Source organism: Devosia sp., from assembly GCF_028290645.1.
GTDB lineage: Bacteria > Pseudomonadota > Alphaproteobacteria > Rhizobiales > Devosiaceae > Devosia_A.
The window spans coordinates 1-14629 of record NZ_JAQGJL010000352.1 but is presented as its reverse complement, the minus strand read 5'-3'; the positions used below and the strand labels follow the sequence as shown (position 1 = coordinate 14629).

The window sequence follows — 14629 nt, the reverse complement described above, 5'->3', positions numbered from 1 at the left end:
ACATGAAGAGCTGGATGAAGAAGGGGGAGCCGCGGAAGGCGTAGATGTAGCCGCGGCTGAGGTTCGAGACGAACCCGTTGCTCGAGGCCTTGCCCAGCGCGAAGAACACCGCCAAGACGAAGCCCAGGGGGATTGAGGCGAAGGCGAAGTAGATGTTGTAGAGCGCCGGCCGGGCGAGGGTGGCGATGTCGTCGAGGATCGGGGCGAGGACGCTCATGCGGCCGAACTCGCCACCGCCATGCCGCGGCTCGCCCGGCGGCTCAGTGCGGCGAACGCCTTCTCCGAGATGAAGGTGACGAGGATGTAGAACAGCAGCAACACCAGGTAGTAGACCCAGCGCCAGTCGGGGTGGACCAGCCCCGCCGACCGGGTGAAGTTCGGCGCGCCGAGCCGGTCGGCCCAGAGGACGATGTCAGCGATCTGCAGCAGCGACAGCAGCGAGGTCGCCTTGATGATCAGCATCCAGACATTGGACAGGCCGGGCAGGGCGTAGGCCCACATCTGCCGGACCTGGAAGCGCCAGAACACCTGCATGCGGCTGAAGCCATAGGCGCGGGCGGTCTCGAGCTGGCCGCGGGGCACGGCGTTCATCGCGCCGGAAATGACATTGGCGGCGAAGGCGCCGTAGACGATACCGAGCGAAACGCACGCAAGGATCAGGTATTCGGGCGTGCCGAGGAACCAGTTGGCGGCATCGCAGGGCGGCCATTGGCCGGCATTGGCGGCGAGCGTCTCGGGCGTGCATAGGGCCTGGGCCCGGAACCACTCGACCAGTTGCTCGAAGGCGAGCGGGAAGAACAGGAAGAACAGCACGTCCGGAATGCCGCGGACCATGTTGATGTAGAGGCTGCCGGCTAGGCGCGCCACGCCGAACCGCGAGTTCCTCAGCGCTGCCCCGCCGAGGCCCATGCAGAGCGCGATCAGCGCGCCGAATACCGCCGCGGCCAGCGTGTACTGCACGCTGGCGTACCAGCTGAGGTGCTTGCCGTTGGTGACATAGCCCAGCCAGAACAGGACATCGTCGCCGACGCCGTCCTTCATCCATTGCGGTAGGAAATCCAGCATGGCCCCGGGCCCTAAAGCGTTCGGGGCGGACCTGCGCCCGCCCCGAGAAACTCAGCCGCCGGCGAAGATCGGGCCCGGCGCCTTGTCCGGGAACCACTTGATGATCAGCGCATCGAGCGTGCCGTCCTTCTTCATCTCGGACAGCGCGGTGTTGAGCTTGCCTTCGAGTTCGTCGTCGGCCTTCCTGAGGCCCATGGCAACGCCGCCGCCGATCACCACGTCGGGCCCGACCAGCTCGAGCGCGCCGCCCGATCCGGCGACCACTTCGGAAAGGTAGTTGCCGTCGGCGAGGATCACGTCGACATTGCCGGCATTGAGGTCGGCGAGCGCCTGGTCGGCGTTCTCGAACGACTTGACGGTGTTGGTGGCGCCGAAGGTTTCACCGGCGTAGTTGGCCTGGATGGTACCGCCCTGGACGCCGATGTTCTTGCCGCTCAGCGCCGCGAAGTCGAGCGCCGTGCCGGTACGCACGACGTAGCGCGACGGCTGGGGCGGGAAGTATTCCTCGGTGAAGTCGATCGACTGCTTGCGCTCATCGGTGACCGACATGCCGGCAATGATCAGGTCGTAATTGCCCGCCAGCAGGTTCGGGATAATGGAATCCCACTCGTTGACCTGGAAGGTGCATTCGAGCGCGGCGCGCTTGCAGGCTTCGTTGCCGACATCGACATCGAGGCCGGCGGGCTTGCCGCTGTCGTCGAGGAAGTTCCACGGGGCATAGGCGCCCTCGGTGGCGATACGGACGGGCTGCGCATTGGCTGCAGTCGCGAACAGGGCGATAGCCGCCGCAGCCGCGAGAACGAGCTTGTTCATGGTCTCTCCTAGTCCGCCGGTCTCGGCCGGCGTGGCCTGGCCGGTCCCACCACCAGCCGATTGGTCTCGTGCCGCCTCGGGGCGGGCACATTGGCGCCACGCTAGCGCTTTTTACCGTCTGGTCAATCAGCAGAAGATGGTTGCGGGCGGCGGGTCAGACGTGTCCGGCGGCGCTCAGGAACTGCTTGAGACGGGCAGACCGCGTGGCGCCGAACACCTCCGCCACCGTACCCTCCTCCTCGATCCTGCCCTGGTGGAGGAAGATCACGCGGTCGGCGATGGTTCTCGCGAACTGCATGTCGTGGGTGACGAGGATCATCGTCCGTCCCTCGTCGGCCAAAAGCTTGATCACCCGCAGCACCTCGACCTCCAGCTCGGGATCGAGCGCCGATGTAGGCTCGTCGAACAGCATCACCTTGGGGTTGATGCAGAGCGCCCGGGCGATGGCGGCGCGCTGCTGCTGGCCGCCCGACAGCTGGCTCGGGTGGCTCTCCGCCTTGTCGCGGATGCCGACCTTGGCCAGCATCTCGAGCGCTTCGGCGTGCACTGCGGCCTTCTCGCGCTTTTGCACCCGCAGCGGGGCTTCCATGACGTTCTCGAGCACCGACATGTGGCTCCACAGGTTGAATGACTGGAATACCATGCCCAGCTCAGAGCGGATGCGGCGGATCTGGTGCTCGTCGGCGGGCTTGCGGTGCGGCGGCTTGCCTGTCAGCGCGATCTCCTCGCCGGCGACGCGCACGCTGCCGCGTTCGGGCACCTCGAGCATGTTGATGCAGCGCAGCAGCGTCGACTTGCCCGATCCGGAGGAGCCGATCAGCGCCACGACTTCACCCTGGCGGGCTGTCAGCGATACGCCCTTCAGGACCTCCAAGGGGCCATAGGATTTGTGGAGGTCCGTGATTTCGACGACGGGCTGGGCAAGGGGATTGTGCATCGGGCTCGCACAAAAGCCAATGCCGCATCGGCTGGCAAGGGTTTTGCGGAACCTCATTTCCGCCGAGGCGTTTTGTTGGCAGGAGCCCACCACGACGGCGGCTCCTTTCCTCAACTCATGAGAAAGGAGATTTGCAATGAATTGGAACCAGATGGAAGGCAACTGGGAGCAGTTCAAGGGCCGGGTGCAGACCCAGTGGGGCAAGCTCACGGACAATGACCTGGATATCATCAAAGGCAGCCGCAAGCAGCTCGCCGGCAAGATCCAGGAGCGCTACGGCAAGGCCCAGGAGGTCGCCGAGCGCGAGGTCGATGACTGGTTCAACGGCCTCCACTAAGATCTGACAGCCACTTGATGCCCCGCTTCGGCGGGGCTTCTTTTTTGCCTGTAGCTCAAAAGCAGACGGCCCCATCCACTCGGATGGGGCCGTCGCCACCTCGAACCGCGGACCCGGCTGGGACGGCCCGAGTTTTCGGGAGCTCTATGAGGCGCGCCGGAACAGGCCGATGATGAGGGAGACCACGAGGAACGCCAGGAACAGGAAGAACAGGATTTGCGCGATGCCGGAGGCTGCGCCCGCGACTCCGCCGAAGCCCAGCACACCGGCGACGATCGCTATGACCAGAAACAGGAGGGCGTATTGCAGCATGTTGTTTTTACTCCGTTTCGCCTGCTGATGGAGTAACGGTCGGCAAGCCGCGGAGTTCCGGGCAAAAAAAGAGCCGGGCGAACCCGGCTCCGTCCGGAGGGGCGTCCGGAATTGTCAGGCCGCGGCGCGCGAGCCTTCGTCGAAGAACAGCGCCTGGCTGATCAGCGCCTTCACCATGTCGGGGTTGAAGGGCTTGGTGACGAGGAAGGTCGGCTCCGGGCGTTCGCCGGTCAGCAAGCGCTCGGGGAAGGCGGTGATGAAGATCACCGGGATCGGATGCGCGTGCAGGATGTCGTTGACCGCGTCGATGCCGGATGAACCGTCCGCCAGCTGGATATCGGCGAGGATCATGCGGGGCTTGGTCTTGTGATAGAGCGCCACCGCCTCCTTGTGAGTTCGGGCGACGCCGACGACGCGGTGGCCGAGGCCCTCCACCATCTGCTCGATATCCATGGCGATCAGCGGCTCGTCCTCGATGATGAGGATATCGGTCGCCACCTGGCGCGAGATTTCGGCGGAGGCCTGCGACAGCAGGTCGGCGAATTCCTCGGTCGAGACATCGAGTATTTCAGCTGCCTCGCCATGGCTGAAGCCTTCCACCGCGACCAGCAGAAACGCCTGTCGCGGCCGCGGGGCGAGGTTGGCGAGGTTGGCGGCGGCGCGCGATTCCCACGGGAAGGTCGAACTCGGCTCCGGCACGCGGACGGCGGAGGTCGAGAACAGCGCCGAATAGAGCCTGTAGAGAGCGATCCGGTCGCTCGAGGCCTCGGGGAAGATGGACAGGTCGGCGATCAGCGCTTCGAGCGTGGCGGCCACATAGGCGTCGCCCGAGGTCTGCGAACCCGTGACGGCGCGAGAAAACCGCCGCAGGTAGGGAAGATGCGGTGCGATCCGCGTGGATAGGGACATGGATATTCTACTCCCGTGACGCTTCTAGAGCTTACCATGGTTGAGAACGGCATGGCCAAAACTTGGTTCCCGTTCGACTGGAACTTTTTTTGCCGTGGTGCATTTAGGTCCTCACGGCAGGATAACGGGGCGTCAGATTTTGCCGTGGGGCGAAGGGTTTATGCGAGACAAAAAAACAATGAATGATCTGGGTACGATGCGGCGGCGCCGCGACGATGGACTGGGGGCAAACTCGGACATCGGCAATAAGTTGCGGGCGCTCTACGGCGCCGTGCAGAGCGAGGAAGTTCCTTCCAAGCTCATCGACCTGCTGGAACAGCTTGACGCTGTCGAAAAGCAGGCCAAGCCCTCGAAGGGTGATTGACTACATGGAAGCCGAAACACCGAGCTTCAAGCGTGAGTTGCTCACGACCCTTCCGAGCCTGCGGGCTTTCGCGGTGTCGCTATCCGGCCGCCACGACAAGGCCGACGACCTGGTGCAGGACACCGTCATGAAGGCCTGGGCGAAGCAGGAGAGCTTCGAGATGGGCACCAACATGAAGGCGTGGCTGTTCACCATTCTCCGCAACGAGTTCTACAGCCAGATGCGCAAGCGCGGCCGCGAGGTGCAGGACACCGACGGCGCGTTCACCGAGCGCATGGCCGTCCATCCCGCCCAATACGGCATCATGGACCTCAACGACTTCAAGGCGGCGCTCGACAAGCTGCCCGACGACCAGCGCGAGGCCATCATCCTGATCGGCGCCTCCGGGTTCTCGTATGAAGAGGCGGCCGAAATCTGCAAGTGCGCCGTGGGGACGATGAAGAGCCGGGTCAGCCGTGCCCGCACCAAGCTGCAGGAAGTGCTGCAGATCGCCGGCGAGTCCGACTATGGCCCGGACGCGGTCTCGGCGCAGGTGACGACCACCCCGCGGTTCACCTAGGCGGGGTTGGATGCCGCCCCGCCGGGTCGGGCGATGCGGCAGGCGACCAGCAACGAGGTCGAGTCGAAGGGCTTCTCGAGGGGGATTGCTCCAGTGAAAAGCGACTGCACGGCGCGGTCCGCAGACGTCACGATGACCGGAACTCCGGCCTTTTGCAGCGAGGTCGAGAAGCCGATGGCTTCGGGGCTCCCGAAGCCGGCCTCGATGATCGCCAGGTCGAAGCCGGACATGGACAGCAGGCCGCTCGCCTCGGCAAAGCTCCTCGACAGGGTTATCTCCCCGGCGCCTGCTTCCTTGAGGGTCTGTTCGATTTCGGCGGCGACGAGGTATTCTCCCTCGACGACGAGGGCGCGCAGGCCAAGCATTGGGTGGAGTCCATGACGCGGTGGCAGTTGCCACTATCGTCCGCACCGATCTCGACGGCGGCAATTAACAAAGACATGTCTGCTGTCCCCGGCCCGGACAATTGCCGCTTGCGTTGTCGGCCGCACGCGAGAAGGTGCGCGGAGCACAAGCCGTGAGCACCGCCCTGCCGAACACCACTGTCGCCCGTCGTGTCCCCTGCGAGGCCTGCCCGCTCCGCGATAACGAACACTTCCGCGATTTCACGCCGGCGGAGCTGAAGTTCGTCAGCGGGTTCAAGCGCGGCGAGCTGGTCAGCGAGGCCGGCTCGATGATCCTCGCCGAAGGGTCGCACAACGCGCAGCTGTTCACGCTCCTCTCGGGCTGGGCGTTCCGCTACAAGACGCTCGAGGACGGTCGCCGGCAGATCCTCAACTACCTGCTGCCGGGCGACCTGGTCGGGCTGCAGGGTTCGGTGATCGGCGAGATGGAGCACTCGGTGGAATCGCTGTCGCCGGTGGTGCTGTGCGTATTCCAGCGCGACAACCTGCCGAACCTGTTCGAGAACCATCCGGGCCTCGCCTTCGACGTCACCTGGCTCGCCTCGCGCGAGGAGCGGATGCTCGACGAAAACCTGCTCAGCGTCGGTCGCCGGAGCGCCACGGAGCGGGCCGCCTATCTCATCGCGTTCCTGTACCAGCGCTCCGAGCAGGTCGGGCAGGGGCGCTCCTCGAGGCACCTGATCCCGATCACCCAGCAGCACGTCGCCGATACGCTGGGGCTCTCGATCGTCCATACCAACAAGACGCTGCGCAAGCTCGCGTCGCGCGAGCTGATCCGCTGGCACGACCGCGCGTGCGAGGTATTGGACCCCAAGGGCCTGGCCGAGGTCGCCGGCTGGGATGGGCTCTCCGAAAGCAAGCGGCCACTGATTTGAGGGCCGTATTCTTGCCACCCGCGCGCTCTAGGGATGACAAATTGACCGGGGGGCAAGACCGGGCAACTCCGATGCATTTCACCGACCAAGGGCGGCGCCTTGATGTCTGACGTCAGCACTCAGTCCGTCGGCTACGCCGCGCCCACGCCTGGCACGGTTCGCCGCATCGCCATCATCACCTCGATGATCCTGGTGCTGCTCGGAGTCGCCGCGTCGCTGTTCCTTGTCCGCACCGTCGACAGCCAGCTCGCCGACATCGCCAGCACCTACGAGGTGCGGCGACAGGCGCGCGAGCTGATGCTGGCGGTCGTCGATGCGGAGACCGGGCAGCGCGGCTACCTGCTCAGCCGCGACCCGGCCTATCTCGATCCCTACAACACCGCGGTCGGCAACCTCAGCGCCACCTACCAGCGCCTAGTTACGCTGATCAGCAACAACCCGGCGCAGCTGGCGCGAATAACGGCGCTGGTCCCCGATCTCGACGCCAAGCGGGCCGAAATGGCCAAGACCATCGAACTGATGTCGGCCGGGCAGGCGGCCGACGCGCTGACACTGCTGCGGTCCGATACCGGGCTCGACCTGATGGACCGCATCCGCACGACGCTGCGCAACTTCATCGCCGATGAAGATGCCAAGCTGGTCGAGCGCAACGGCGACATGCAGCTATACCGGCAGTCGCTGGTGATTGCCATGCTCGGGGCGCTGGGTGCGGCGGCGATCCTCGCCTACTCGCTGCTATCGCGCACACAGCAGAAGGTCGCTGCACTTTCCGAGGAACAGATGCTGCTGCGCAGCCAGAACGTGGAACTGGAGGAGCACGTCCGGGCCCGGACCGCGGAAGTCGAGGAGGCCCGGGAGCGCGCCGAGCGCGAGCGGGCGCGGCTCGAGACGCTGCTGCAGGACACCAACCACCGGATCGGCAACTCGCTGGCGACCGTTTCGTCGCTGCTCGGCCTGCAGCTCGCTCGCACCAGGTCCGAGGAAGTGCGCGACGCGCTCGAGGCAGCGCAGCTCAGGGTCCAGGCGATCGCCTCCGGCCACCGCCGCCTGCGGCTCGGCGCCGATCTCGAGACCACCGATGCCGCCGAGTTCCTCAGCGATGTCATCGACGATCTCGCCGGCGCCCTCCCGGCGGACAAGGAGGTCCGCTTCGAAAAGCAGCTGCAGCCGATGATCATCCCGGCGCGCGATGCCACGACGCTCGGGATCGTCGTCAGCGAGCTGGTCACCAACGCCCAGAAGCACGGCTTTTCCGATGGCCGGGCAGGCACCATCCGGGTCCGGTTCGAGCGCCCCGAAGGCGACGTCACGCAGTTGACCGTCGAGGACGACGGCCGGGGCATGGTGACGATGACGGAGCATCCGGGCGGGCTGGGCGCGCTCATCGTCAATCAGCTGGCCAAGCAGTTCGGTGGCGGCGAGCCGGAATATCGCGCGCGGGAAGGCGGCGGCACGTCCGTGACCGTAAAGGTCCCGAAGCTCGAGGTATTGCCACCGGACTGAGGTCGCGGAACTCCGCGGCGGATCGGCCCGTTCCTCCGACGAGGGGGGCACCCGGAGGCGGCATGCATTTCATCGGCGTATTCAACAAGGATGGCGGCACGTTCCGGACCATGGACATGCCGGCCTTCACCGCCATGGCCGAGCGGGTCTTCGCCGACGAGGGCCACACGCTGGAGTGCCGGGTCGTCGAGGTCGAGGATCTGCGCGCCGAACTCGAACGTGCGGCGGCCGATCCCGCGTCCGCCGCGGTCCTCGCGGGCGGCGGCGACGGCACCATCTCGGCGGCGGCCGGCATCTGCTTTGCCCACGGGATGGCGCTGGCGGTGCTACCGGCGGGTACGATGAACCTGTTCGCCCGTTCGCTCGGCGTGCCGCTGCAACTCGCGGCGGCACTCGACGCCATCGCGCGTGGCACGGTCGGCTCGGTGGATATCGCCACCGCGAACGGCCGGCCCTTCGTGCACCAGTTCTCGGTCGGCCTGCACTCGCGGCTGGTGCGGATCCGCAACGCACTCACCTATCGCAGCCGCTGGGGCAAGATGCTGGCGAGCCTTCGGGCCGTTGCCCTGGCGCTGTCGCGGCCGCTGGTTTTCGAGGTCGAGATCAGCACGCGCCACGGCACCGAGCGGCGCAAGGCGACCGCCATCGCCGTTTCTAACAATGTGCTTGGCGAGGGACATGTCCCTTACGCGGAGACCATCGATCGCGGGGTGCTCGGCGTCTATGTCGTCAAGCCCATGCCGGCGGCGGACCTGGCGCGCCTGGCGCTGTCGCTGGCCTACGGCAACTGGAAGGCCCACCCGCTGGTGTCGGAGCGCGAGGTGGCGCAGGTCGGCCTGCGGTTCCCGCGTCGCAAGGCCTCGGCGATGGCGGTGATCGATGGCGAACTCATCCCGCTGGAGCGGCAGGTGGATCTCCGAATCCATGCACAGGGCTTGCGGGTAGTGCTGCCGGCGCTCGAGAAGGCTGCGCCGCGCACGGACCCGGCCACCGAGGTTGCCTGACAAAGCTGCGCCCCGCCACAGGGTTTGGCGGGGCGTTCGATCGTCCTAGTTACCGGTCAGAGGCTCGCGGCTCCGGCTTCCACCGGCTGCTGGCCAAGCCGGCGCAGGGCGTTCTCGATGGTTTTCAAGTCCTCGCCGTCGTCGCCATCCACCGGGGTCATACCCTCGGTCGCGCTGCGCTCCTTGGAGAGCGAGTCCGCCTCGAGCTGGCGCAAGATGACGATCTTCTCGTCATCCGGCATCTGGTCGTCGGTGAGAATGGTCACGATCTGCCGTTTGATGTGGGTCATTGGCTCACACTCCTGAAAGTCCCTGCCGCCGCACGGAGTGCGGCATTTGCTGCAGATAACGTCCTGTCCCGATGCCGGTTCCGGCAAATGTGGCGATCCTCAGTCCGGGTCGTGGCCGTTTCCACGTTTTTCGCCGCGCGAGCCCCCTTGCCTGTAGAGGAAGTACGCGGCCGCGAGCGCGCCGCCGACAGGGATGCCGACCTTGCGAATAAGGTCCGATTTCATCACCAGCGGCAGAGCGGTCATGGCGGCAGTGGTCACCAGCGCTGTCTTCTCGGCGGCGTTCCGCCGTTGCGCCGAGCGGCGCCTCGCGATGCTGTCGGTGGCAACGATCGCCGCGTAGATGGCGAGGCTGATGACGATGGCGGCGGCGGCGATCACCAGCGGCGCCACGATCGGCCCCCACATCGCGGTGAACCAGGCATTGAGGGCAACGAGCAGGAACGACAGCCCGATCAATGAAAAAAGCGCCACGGCTGCGAAAGCCATGGCGTTTTTCTTGAAGCGATCGAGCAACTCGTCGACCTCGATCCCGAGGACCGAGGCGGCCAGTGCCAGCAGGTGCATGGTGCTACCTCGTGACCACGGCCAGCATGAACCCGAGCGCGATGGCGCCGGCGACCGCGGTCAGCGGCTTCTCCCTGATGGTGTCCTTGATCTGCCGCTCGATCTGGCCGAATTCGTCTTGGATATCCTCGACGGCATGCTGTCCGGACTTGGCAAGGCTCTTGGCCTCGCGCTTGGCCATGGCCTGCGCGTCGTTGACCTTGTCCCCGGCGAGGTTGGCGAGCGTTGCGGCAATGGATTTGAGGTCGGACTGCAGCTGCGTCACCTGCGCGGCGAGATCGTCCTCGCGGCTGGAATTGCGCGCCGCGGCACTGGCCCGCGCGGCGGCTCGGCGCGGGCCGTTGGAGGCGCGCCGGGTCGGAGTGGCGGGGGTGGTACGGTTAGGTGCCATATCAGTGGTAGACGCCATAGTGGTCGCTCCTTTGATGATATCATTGTGAACGCGCGGAACCGCCCGGAGTTCCGGTGCGGCCCGATATGGGACGTCTTCAAACGAGTGCACCCCGGTTCGGGCGCGAACCGGGGTGCTATGGCGAGCCGTAAGGGGGGCGACCTTGGCTCGCTGGGGGCTCGTCAGAATACGCGCATCAACACGAGGATGATGACGATGACGAGCACGACGCCAAGAATACCGGAGGGGTAAGCTCCCCAGGAGCGGGAGTAGGGCCAGGCCGGTATGGCGCCGATCAGAAGCAGGACCAGCAGGATGATGATGATCGTGCTTAAAGTCATGCGAAGCTCCTAGAGGATCGCCAGAAGCAGAGTCGCAGCCGCGGCGAGAATGCCGAGGGCGGGGACGATGGCGGTCAGCACAGCACCGTAATGCGTGCGGCCGTCATACCCCTCGGGCGTCCAGGCGAAGGCTGAGCGGCCTGCGTGTTCCAGATTGGCGATCTCGAGGTGGGTCATCGCTAGTCTTCCTTATACTGCAAGACCGGGGGGAGGGACCGGCCAGCCGCGCTGCATATCGCGTCTGGGCAAACAACGGCGACTACCAGTATTGGTTCCGGAGCTCTTGCAGAAAAGACAGACAGCTTATTCGACGCGCACCACGTCGACCGATTGCTTGGCCGTGTGCCCGCCACTGGTGCGCAGCACGCCGACGATCGGAGAGATGTCGGAATAGTCGCGGCCGTGGCCGATAGTGATGTGGTCGGGGCCGGCGAGCATGGCGTTGGTGGGGTCGAATTCGAGCCAGCCGGCATGCTGGCCGCACCAGACGCGGACCCAGGCGTGCATGGCGTCGGCCCCCGCGAGGCGCGGCTTGCCCTTGGGCGGAATGGTGCGAAGGAAGCCGGAGACGTAGCCCGCCGGGATGCCGACACCGCGGAGGCCGGCGATCATCACGTGGGCGAAGTCCTGGCAGACGCCGCGCTTGAGGGCGAAGGCCTCGACGGGGCCGGTATCGACCTTGGTGGCGTCCTTGTCGTAGCCGAAATCACCATGGATCTTGAGGCACAGGTCGAGCGCCGCGGCGCGCACCGACTGGGTGCGGTCCACGCAGTTCCGTGCGTAGGCGGTGATCTCGGGATCGAGCAGGATGCGGGGCGAGGCCCCGAGGAAATGCTGGGGCGAGTCGGGCGCAACCGACCACAGTGCCGCTATCTCCTCTTTCAGCCCGCCGAGGGTAGGGGAGAGGTCGACCGGGTCAGTCGCTTCCTCGACCTGCACCCGCGCCGTAAGCCGCACATCGAGGTGATCGTGGCGGCCCGAATATGCGATGGTGGTGACGAGGTTGCCGAAATAGTCAGCGAAGGTGGTCTCCTGCTCGGGTCGTGGCTCGAACGACAGCGACGAGGCGATGACCCGCTGCACGTTGGGGATCGAGATCGGGGCGACGCGCACCAGATGCCGGTCGCCATGCACCGAGGCCTTGTACTGGTAGTGCAGGTCGAGCCGGACGTCGTAGAGCACGGCTCGCCTCCTCAGACGAAATAGGCGTCGGCCACGAGCCCGGCGAGATTGCCGATCTCGATGCGCAGCCGGCTGAGTTTGGCAGTGGTCATGTCCTCGGGCTCGGTGACGCGCAGCTCGGTGTCGAGCGACAGCGCGGCCTTGGCCGCCATCGACAGATGCCCGTCCTCCACGCCTCCGGGCAATCGTTCGAGCTGCTGGTACAGTTCTGCGATCTGGAAGCGCACGGAGCGCGGGTTCAACGGGTCGAGCACCAGCAGGTCGACATAGGAATCGACGCCGGCGCTTACCGCGTAGCGACGGCGATGGGTCATGACGCTGTCGCCGACCTCGAGCAGCAGGTCCAGCGCGCCCTCGGGAGCGTTAACCCGCGTACACCAGGCGACGCTGCCGGCGATCTGGATGCCGCGCTCGAGCCGGCGGCCGATCTCGAGGAAGCGCCAGCCGGCGAAGCGGTACATGTTCTCATGCACGAGCCCGGAGAACCCCGCGAGCTTGCGCAGCAGCACGGTCATGGCGCGCGTCGCGTCGTCGCCCGCCTGCACCGTCTTGGCGAAACTGCGCGCGGTCTTCCTGAGGTCGGTCAGCGCCAGCCAGCCATCGGGCGAAAAGCGGTCGCGGATCTGGCCGGCGCTGTGCACGGCGCTGTCGATCGCGGCCAAGAGGCCCGGCGGCAGCGGCACCGATGCATCGACGCCGATGCCGTCGAGATAGGCGCGGGTATCCTTGAGGATCGCCTGGTCGGGGTTCGAGACCTCGGCAAGGCGCGCATTGTAGGCGCGCAGGATCCGGACCGTCGCCTCGCACCGCTCGGCGTAGCGGCCCAGCCACATGAGGTTGTCGGCGGCGCGGCTCGGGAGGCTCCCCGACGACATGCGCACCAGCTTCTCGCCCTCGGCCGGTAGCAGCGTGACGCGCTCGACCGGCTTCTGGCTCACCACCCACACGTCCGCCGCCTGGCCGCCGCGCTGCATGGCGATGGCGGTCGAATCCTGGGTCGAGCCGACGCGCGCGAAGCCGCCCGGCATCACCATCCAGCCGTCCTCGGTGCGGGCCGCATAGACGCGCAGGGTCATGGGCCTGGGCTCGAGCCTGCCGCCGACATAGACCGGCGCCGTCGAGAGCTGCACCTGCTCCTGGCCGACAAACGCCCCGCCTTCGGATTCAAGCCGGGCCAGCATGGCCTGCCGCTCGGCTGCTCCCAGCATGCCGCCGATGATGGTGCCGGTCGGGTCTTCGATCGCAAGGCCGGTGGCGAAGGCCGAGCCCACCATCATGGTGTCGAAGTTTTGGACCACGTGCCGGCGCTCGGCAGCGCCGCCGCACCACCAGGTGGCGATCGAGGGCAGTTCGAGCTCGCGACCGGTCAGCGCCCGGCAGAGATTGGGCATGAAGGCCGAGAAGGCGCGGGTCTCGAGGATGCCGGTGCCCAGTGCGTTGACCATCGAGATCGAGCCCTGGCGCAGGGCCTCGGTGAGGCCGGGCGTTCCGATGTGGCTGTCGTAGCGCAGTTCCAGCGGATCGACGAAGCTGGCGTCCATGCGGCGCCACAGCACGCTGACCGGCATGAGGCCCGAGACGGTGCGCACCATCACCTGGCCGTTCTCGACCACCAGATCCTCACCTTCCAGCAGGGTGAAGCCGAGATAGCGCGCGATATAGGCGTGCTCGAAATAGGTCTCGTTGTGCTGCCCCGGCGTCAGGATGCCCACGCGGCCGTCGCCGCCGCGGGCGATGGCGTTGAGCGCATCGCGGAAGCCGCGGAAGAAGCCGGCGAGCCGGTGCACGTGCATCTTGCCGTAGATGTCGGAGAGGGCGCGGGTGGTTGCCACGCGGTTCTCGACGGCGAAGCCGGCGCCGGACGGGGCCTGCGTGCGATCGCCCAGCACCCACCAGCCGCCATCGGGGCCGCGGCCGAGCTCGAATGCGCAGAAGTGCAGGAAATGCCCGCTGGCCGGCTTGATGCCCACCATGGGCCGCAGGAACTCGTCGTTGCGGGCAATCAGCTCGGGCGGCAGCAGGCCGCGCTGCACCAGCTCGTTGTCGCCGTAGATGTCGGCGACGATGGTCTCGAGCAGCTCTGCGCGCTGGGTCAGGCCGCGCGTGATGGTCAGCCACTCGCTCTCGTCGAGGATCAGCGGCACATGGGCCAGCGGCCAGGCCCGCTCCTTGCCCTCGGCGCCATCGTACTTGCGGTAGTAGACGCCGGCGTCGCGCAGGTACTGGTCGGCGCGCTCGAAACGGGTGGCCAGTTCCACCGGGCCGAGTTCGTCGAGCGCCGAGATCAGCGGTCCCCAGCCGGGGCGGATATTGCCGCCGGCATCGACCATCTCGTCCGGAACACCCGGCAGCAGCCGGTAATCCGCGACAAGGCCGGAGGCCCCGCGCTTGTTCACCTGCCGCTGATTCCGCTTGTCCATGAGGAAATAGCGCTAGCGGAAGCCTCCGGAATGGCAAGCGGGAATTGGACAGGAGGGTCGAAATCGGGGGAGACGGTTCGCCACATGGAACGGATGAGCGGTTCTTCAACCGCAACTGGCGAGTGGCGGCGCCGTGCCGACCGCACCACCCCAGCCCCAGCCCTCCCCTCAGGGGGAAGAGGTGCGATGATGCCGACGCATCGGTGCCTCAGTCAGGCTCCCCTCCCCCTTGAGGGGAGGGGGTGGTGAGGGCATTGCGAGACGGTCAAGCACACTCATCACCGCGAGCCATTCGATTCCGCCACCTGCCCTACACCGGCACCCGCAAATCCAGGGTCAGCGGGAACTCGACCGAG

At 66.4% G+C, this 14629-nt stretch carries 19 protein-coding genes and 1 pseudogene; 6 read left to right on the top strand and 14 right to left on the bottom strand.

Annotation, left to right across the window (positions count from 1 at the left end; translation table 11 throughout):
* From JWQ89_RS18780 to JWQ89_RS18765, 4 genes and pseudogenes are all read right to left on the bottom strand, one after another.
* A pseudogene (locus JWQ89_RS18780) lies at positions 1-217 on the bottom strand (histidine ABC transporter permease); the annotation flags it as partial.
* A complete protein-coding gene (locus tag JWQ89_RS18775) occupies positions 214-1065 on the bottom strand; it encodes an ABC transporter permease subunit (RefSeq protein ID WP_299643495.1) in 852 nt (283 codons plus the stop codon). The gene JWQ89_RS18775 and the pseudogene JWQ89_RS18780, both read right to left, overlap by 4 nt.
* Positions 1066-1116: 51 nt before the next feature.
* Entirely contained in the window at positions 1117-1878 is a 762-nt protein-coding gene (locus JWQ89_RS18770; RefSeq protein ID WP_299643493.1) for a transporter substrate-binding domain-containing protein, read from the bottom strand.
* Positions 1879-2032: 154 nt separating this feature from the next.
* On the bottom strand, positions 2033-2815 hold the full coding sequence (locus JWQ89_RS18765; RefSeq protein WP_299643491.1) for an amino acid ABC transporter ATP-binding protein: 783 nt from the start codon (positions 2813-2815) through the stop codon (positions 2033-2035).
* Positions 2816-2951: 136 nt separating this feature from the next.
* Between JWQ89_RS18765 and JWQ89_RS18760 the strand changes: the two genes are divergently transcribed.
* Positions 2952-3152 carry a CsbD family protein gene (locus JWQ89_RS18760; protein WP_299643488.1) on the top strand — a complete coding sequence of 67 codons (201 nt, stop codon included), beginning with the start codon at positions 2952-2954 and terminating at the stop codon, positions 3150-3152.
* 144 nt (positions 3153-3296) lie between these two features.
* Here JWQ89_RS18760 and JWQ89_RS18755 read toward each other — a convergent pair whose 3' ends face one another.
* The gene (locus JWQ89_RS18755) at positions 3297-3464 is read right to left on the bottom strand and encodes a DUF1328 domain-containing protein (RefSeq protein ID WP_299643485.1); all 168 of its coding nucleotides are present in this window, start codon (positions 3462-3464) and stop codon (positions 3297-3299) included.
* Between the two features lie 114 nt (positions 3465-3578).
* Positions 3579-4373, bottom strand: a complete 795-nt coding sequence (locus JWQ89_RS18750; protein ID WP_299643483.1) for a response regulator — start codon at positions 4371-4373, stop codon at positions 3579-3581.
* Between the two features lie 178 nt (positions 4374-4551).
* Here JWQ89_RS18750 and JWQ89_RS18745 point away from each other — a divergent pair, with 178 nt between their 5' ends.
* Complete coding sequence (locus JWQ89_RS18745) at positions 4552-4737, top strand: NepR family anti-sigma factor (protein ID WP_299643480.1); 186 nt, start codon at positions 4552-4554, stop codon at positions 4735-4737.
* Between the two features lie 4 nt (positions 4738-4741).
* Positions 4742-5296, top strand: coding sequence for an RNA polymerase sigma factor (locus JWQ89_RS18740; RefSeq protein WP_299643478.1), 555 nt, complete (start codon positions 4742-4744; stop codon positions 5294-5296).
* Here the strand turns inward: JWQ89_RS18740 and JWQ89_RS18735 are convergent.
* Complete coding sequence (locus tag JWQ89_RS18735) at positions 5293-5661, bottom strand: hypothetical protein (protein WP_299643476.1); 369 nt, start codon at positions 5659-5661, stop codon at positions 5293-5295. The two genes, JWQ89_RS18740 and JWQ89_RS18735, sit on opposite strands and share 4 nt — an antisense overlap.
* A 152-nt stretch (positions 5662-5813) precedes the next feature.
* Between JWQ89_RS18735 and JWQ89_RS18730 the strand changes: the two genes are divergently transcribed.
* The 3 genes from JWQ89_RS18730 to JWQ89_RS18720 all read left to right on the top strand — a co-directional run bounded on the left by JWQ89_RS18730 (position 5814) and on the right by JWQ89_RS18720 (position 9082).
* Entirely contained in the window at positions 5814-6575 is a 762-nt protein-coding gene (locus tag JWQ89_RS18730) for a Crp/Fnr family transcriptional regulator (protein ID WP_299643474.1), read from the top strand.
* A 102-nt stretch (positions 6576-6677) separates the two neighbouring features.
* Positions 6678-8078, top strand: a complete 1401-nt coding sequence (locus JWQ89_RS18725) for a CHASE3 domain-containing protein (protein ID WP_299643472.1) — start codon at positions 6678-6680, stop codon at positions 8076-8078.
* 62 nt (positions 8079-8140) lie between these two features.
* Positions 8141-9082: a diacylglycerol kinase family protein gene (locus JWQ89_RS18720; protein ID WP_299643469.1), complete on the top strand. Its 942-nt coding sequence runs from the start codon at positions 8141-8143 to the stop codon at positions 9080-9082.
* 56 nt (positions 9083-9138) lie between these two features.
* Here JWQ89_RS18720 and JWQ89_RS18715 read toward each other — a convergent pair whose 3' ends face one another.
* From JWQ89_RS18715 to JWQ89_RS18685, 7 genes are all read right to left on the bottom strand, one after another.
* Positions 9139-9372, bottom strand: coding sequence for a hypothetical protein (locus JWQ89_RS18715; protein ID WP_299643467.1), 234 nt, complete (start codon positions 9370-9372; stop codon positions 9139-9141).
* 99 nt (positions 9373-9471) lie between these two features.
* Entirely contained in the window at positions 9472-9939 is a 468-nt protein-coding gene (locus JWQ89_RS18710) for a hypothetical protein (protein ID WP_299643466.1), read from the bottom strand.
* A gap of 4 nt (positions 9940-9943) precedes the next feature.
* On the bottom strand, positions 9944-10348 hold the full coding sequence (locus JWQ89_RS18705) for a hypothetical protein (RefSeq protein ID WP_299643464.1): 405 nt from the start codon (positions 10346-10348) through the stop codon (positions 9944-9946).
* 164 nt (positions 10349-10512) lie between these two features.
* Positions 10513-10671: a DUF3309 family protein gene (locus JWQ89_RS18700; RefSeq protein WP_299643463.1), complete on the bottom strand. Its 159-nt coding sequence runs from the start codon at positions 10669-10671 to the stop codon at positions 10513-10515.
* A 9-nt stretch (positions 10672-10680) separates the two neighbouring features.
* The gene (locus tag JWQ89_RS18695) at positions 10681-10848 is read right to left on the bottom strand and encodes a hypothetical protein (RefSeq protein ID WP_299643461.1); all 168 of its coding nucleotides are present in this window, start codon (positions 10846-10848) and stop codon (positions 10681-10683) included.
* 126 nt (positions 10849-10974) lie between these two features.
* Complete coding sequence (locus tag JWQ89_RS18690; protein ID WP_299643460.1) at positions 10975-11853, bottom strand: transglutaminase family protein; 879 nt, start codon at positions 11851-11853, stop codon at positions 10975-10977.
* An 11-nt stretch (positions 11854-11864) separates the two neighbouring features.
* A complete protein-coding gene (locus JWQ89_RS18685) occupies positions 11865-14273 on the bottom strand; it encodes a circularly permuted type 2 ATP-grasp protein (protein ID WP_299643459.1) in 2409 nt (802 codons plus the stop codon).
* Positions 14274-14629: the final 356 nt, after the last annotated feature.

Excerpts from the sequence above, each read along its gene's own strand:
- JWQ89_RS18775 (WP_299643495.1), bottom strand. The coding sequence starts at position 1,065 with ATGCTGGATTTCCTACCGCAATGGATGAAGGACGGCGTCGGCGACGAT.
- JWQ89_RS18770 (WP_299643493.1), bottom strand. The coding sequence starts at position 1,878 with ATGAACAAGCTCGTTCTCGCGGCTGCGGCGGCTATCGCCCTGTTCGCG.
- JWQ89_RS18765 (WP_299643491.1), bottom strand. The coding sequence starts at position 2,815 with ATGCACAATCCCCTTGCCCAGCCCGTCGTCGAAATCACGGACCTCCAC.
- JWQ89_RS18760 (WP_299643488.1), top strand. The coding sequence starts at position 2,952 with ATGAATTGGAACCAGATGGAAGGCAACTGGGAGCAGTTCAAGGGCCGG.
- JWQ89_RS18755 (WP_299643485.1), bottom strand. The coding sequence starts at position 3,464 with ATGCTGCAATACGCCCTCCTGTTTCTGGTCATAGCGATCGTCGCCGGT.
- JWQ89_RS18750 (WP_299643483.1), bottom strand. The coding sequence starts at position 4,373 with ATGTCCCTATCCACGCGGATCGCACCGCATCTTCCCTACCTGCGGCGG.
- JWQ89_RS18745 (WP_299643480.1), top strand. The coding sequence starts at position 4,552 with ATGAATGATCTGGGTACGATGCGGCGGCGCCGCGACGATGGACTGGGG.
- JWQ89_RS18740 (WP_299643478.1), top strand. The coding sequence starts at position 4,742 with ATGGAAGCCGAAACACCGAGCTTCAAGCGTGAGTTGCTCACGACCCTT.
- JWQ89_RS18735 (WP_299643476.1), bottom strand. The coding sequence starts at position 5,661 with ATGCTTGGCCTGCGCGCCCTCGTCGTCGAGGGAGAATACCTCGTCGCC.
- JWQ89_RS18725 (WP_299643472.1), top strand. The coding sequence starts at position 6,678 with ATGTCTGACGTCAGCACTCAGTCCGTCGGCTACGCCGCGCCCACGCCT.
- JWQ89_RS18720 (WP_299643469.1), top strand. The coding sequence starts at position 8,141 with ATGCATTTCATCGGCGTATTCAACAAGGATGGCGGCACGTTCCGGACC.
- JWQ89_RS18715 (WP_299643467.1), bottom strand. The coding sequence starts at position 9,372 with ATGACCCACATCAAACGGCAGATCGTGACCATTCTCACCGACGACCAG.
- JWQ89_RS18710 (WP_299643466.1), bottom strand. The coding sequence starts at position 9,939 with ATGCACCTGCTGGCACTGGCCGCCTCGGTCCTCGGGATCGAGGTCGAC.
- JWQ89_RS18705 (WP_299643464.1), bottom strand. The coding sequence starts at position 10,348 with ATGGCGTCTACCACTGATATGGCACCTAACCGTACCACCCCCGCCACT.
- JWQ89_RS18700 (WP_299643463.1), bottom strand. The coding sequence starts at position 10,671 with ATGACTTTAAGCACGATCATCATCATCCTGCTGGTCCTGCTTCTGATC.
- JWQ89_RS18695 (WP_299643461.1), bottom strand. The coding sequence starts at position 10,848 with ATGACCCACCTCGAGATCGCCAATCTGGAACACGCAGGCCGCTCAGCC.
- JWQ89_RS18685 (WP_299643459.1), bottom strand. The coding sequence starts at position 14,273 with ATGGACAAGCGGAATCAGCGGCAGGTGAACAAGCGCGGGGCCTCCGGC.